Origin of the sequence: Actinoplanes sp. NPDC051633 (assembly GCF_040681735.1) — a bacterium.
Classification (GTDB): domain Bacteria; phylum Actinomycetota; class Actinomycetes; order Mycobacteriales; family Micromonosporaceae; genus Actinoplanes.
This window is the reverse complement of record NZ_JBFAZH010000966.1, coordinates 1-3,004: the sequence shown is the minus strand read 5'-3', so window position 1 is coordinate 3,004 and position 3,004 is coordinate 1. Positions and strand designations below refer to the sequence as shown.

The following is a 3,004-nucleotide window of genomic DNA, read 5'->3' as shown; positions in this document are numbered from 1 at the left end:
GCAGGATCGCCGACGTCAGCTCGCGCAGCTCCGGGGAGGGGTCGATGCCGAGGTCATCGGCGAGCCGGCGCCGCAGCCGCTGCTCGACGGCGAGGGCGTCGGCCTGCCGGCCGGATCGGTAGAGGGCGAGCATCAGCAGCCGGTGCAGGCGTTCCCGGAGAGGATGCTCGGCGACCAGCCGCTCCAGGTCGCCCACCGCCTCGGCGTGCCGGCCCGCCTCGATCAGCAGATCCAGCCGGTCCGCCTCGGCCGCGAGCCGCAACTGCTCGAGGCGGGTCCGCTCGACCCGGCTCCACTCGGTGTCCCCGACGTCGGCCAGGGCGGGGCCGCGCCACAGTCGCAGGGCCCTCTCGAGACCGGCCAGATCGGCGCCGGCGACGGCCCGCTCGAACCGGTGGGCGTCCACCGCCTCGGCCGGCAGGTCGAGCAGGTAACCCGGCGCCCGGGTGACGATCAGATCGGCGCCGAAGCCGGCCCTGGCCAGGGCGCGGCGAAGTTTCGACACCCGGAGCTGCAGGGCGTTCGCGGCGTCGGCGGGCAGTTCCTCGCCCCAGAGCGCGTCGGTGAGGGCGTCGGCGGAGACCACGCGTCCGGGGTCCATCGCCAGCCGGGCGAGGACGGCGCGGACGGCCGGCGCCGGCGAGCACGGCGACCCGCCGGGAGCTCGGACCTCGACCGGGCCGAGCACCCGGACCAGAAGCTCCGGCGTCCCCATACCGCGACCGATCCTACCTGCGCGGTTATCGATCCATTGGCTACCGACCGTGGTGTCACATCGATCGAATCAATAAGCTGCGTGGGTGGAGATCGGTCAGCTCAGATGTTTCGCCGCGGTCGTGGACACGGGGACGTTCACCGCGGCGGCCCGTCAGGTGCGGCTCGGGCAGTCGGCCGTGTCGGCGTCGATCGCCCAGCTGGAGCGGCAGCTCGGCAGCCGGCTCTTCGAGCGCACCCGCACCTCGGCGGTGCTGACCGCGGCCGGCAAGGCGCTGCTGCCGCACGCCCGCGCGCTGCTGGCCGAGGAGCAGCGGGCCCGCGAGGCGGTGGACGCCGTCGAGGGCCGGGTGGCCGGCACGGTGAGCATCGGGCTGACCCTGGTCACCGGCCGGGTCGACGTGACGGCGATGCTCATCGAGCTGCGGGATCGGCATCCCGACGTGCAGGTGCAGCTGGTGCAGTCACTGACCGGGCCGGCCGCCCACATCACCGCGGTGCGCGAGGGCCGGCTGGACATGGCGCTCGTGACCCCGGTCGGCGCCCCGCCCCGCGACATCACCCTGCACACGCTGCTTACCGAGCCGATGGTCGTGCTCTGCCGCGGCGACGACCCGCTCGCCAGACGCCGCAAGGTGGACGTCGAGGACCTGACGAACCGGCCGTACCTGGCGCTGCCCGCGGGCTGGGGCGTCCGCGCGATGGTGGACGCCGCCCGCGGGCCGGACGCGCCGCCGCCGGTGGTCGAGGTGGCCGAGTACACGCTGCTCGGCGAGCTGGTGGCGGCCGGTGTCGGGGTGGCGGTGGTGCCGCGGCCGTCGTTCGCCGGGTTCGGCCACCTGAGCGTCGTACCCACCGATCTGACCTGGCGGCTCTGCCTCGCCGAGCACGCCGCCCGGCCGCCGACGGCCGCGCGGGCCGTGGTGGCGGACGCCGTCCGCCGCCACGCCCACTCGGTTCCCTAGACCGGTTCGATCCAGAGGTTGCGGTAGCGGACCTTGTTGCCGTGGTCCTGCAAGCGGATCGCGCCCGTGGACGGGCCCTCCGCGATGTTGCCGCCGGTGCCGGCCGGGATCTCGATGTCGTTGTGTACGGTCACGCCGTTCCACACCACCGTGATGCGGGCGTTGGCGGTCTTGACGCCGGACGCGTCGTAGCGGGCGGCGCGGAACGTGACGTCGTAGGTCTGCCACGTCTCCGGCGCGGTGGCCGCGTTCACGTCCGGGGCCTTGTGCAGGTAGATCGAGCCGGCCTCGTTGTTGTCCAGCGTCGGGTCGCCGAACGAGTCCAGGATCTGCAGCTCGTAACGCTCCTGCTGGTAGACGCCGCTGTTGCCGCGGTTCTGCCCGGTCACGTCCGGTGGCAGCTGGGGCACCTTGAACTCGACGTGCAGCTTGTAGTCCTGCCACGCCTCCTTCGTGCGCAGGTCACCGCAGCACACCTCGACCGCGTTGCCCTCGACCGCCGGCCACTGTGGACGCCGTCCGTCGGTGTGCTGCCAGTTGTCCAGGCCGTTTCCATCGAAGAGGGTGATCCGCTCCCCCGGCTCGCGGACGCTGATCATGTCGAGGTTGACGTGCCCGGTGTCGCCGGCGTCGACCCTGTACTGGACCCGGTTGACACCCTTCTTCAGCGTCAGTGTGTCGGTGGCCGTGGCCCAGTTGTCCCAGGTGGTCGTGCTCGGCAGCGAGACCTGCTTCGCCTTACGGCCGTTGACGTACGCGCTGACCGTCTTGGTGCCGCTGAACGGGTTGGGCCCGTTGGAGTAGCGCAGGCCCACCGCGTAGTCGCCGGCCTCCTTCACGGTGACGAACATCGTGGTGGAGGCGTTCAGGGTGCCGAACGCGTCGACGAAACCGACGCCGGAGAAACCCGGGTGGTCGGTGTTCAGCCCGGCGCCGCCCTCGCGGTTGCCCTCCTCGGCCTCGTAGAAGACCTGCTGCGGGATGGGGCCCGGGATCTCGTTGAGCGTGTACCAGGCCTCGGTGTTCCACAGCTGCTCACCGTTGGCGGCGGCGAACGGCCTCGGCGAGCGCAGGTGCACCACGCGGTCGCGGCGCAGGCCCGGGATGGTGAGGGTGACCTTCTTACGGTCCGCCGACACCTTCGTCGCGGTCACCGCGAGGGTTTCCTGGTCGACCTCGGGGCCGCCGTACTGCGCGGTCGGAACGTAACGCCACTGCTCGACGCGGTAGGCCGTCGGCAGCGACGCAATGGTCACGTCGGACAGCGGGCGGGTGTACTCGACCACGAAGCCGTCGCGGGTGGCGCTCATCGACTTCATGTCGAA

General features: G+C 72.0%; 3 protein-coding genes. 1 reads left to right on the top strand and 2 read right to left on the bottom strand.

Features of this window, described 5'->3' with window-relative positions; all coding sequences use genetic code 11:
* Positions 1-715: AfsR/SARP family transcriptional regulator (locus AB0M20_RS35270; protein ID WP_364304831.1), on the bottom strand; the 715-nt coding region annotated here is incomplete at its 3' end.
* Between the two features lie 85 nt (positions 716-800).
* Between AB0M20_RS35270 and AB0M20_RS35265 the strand changes: the two genes are divergently transcribed.
* Positions 801-1,679: a LysR family transcriptional regulator gene (locus AB0M20_RS35265; RefSeq protein ID WP_364304829.1), complete on the top strand. Its 879-nt coding sequence runs from the start codon at positions 801-803 to the stop codon at positions 1,677-1,679.
* Here AB0M20_RS35265 and AB0M20_RS35260 read toward each other — a convergent pair.
* A partial coding sequence (locus AB0M20_RS35260) for a family 16 glycoside hydrolase (RefSeq protein ID WP_364304827.1) occupies positions 1,676-3,004 on the bottom strand: 1,329 nt, incomplete at its 5' end. The two genes, AB0M20_RS35265 and AB0M20_RS35260, sit on opposite strands and share 4 nt — an antisense overlap.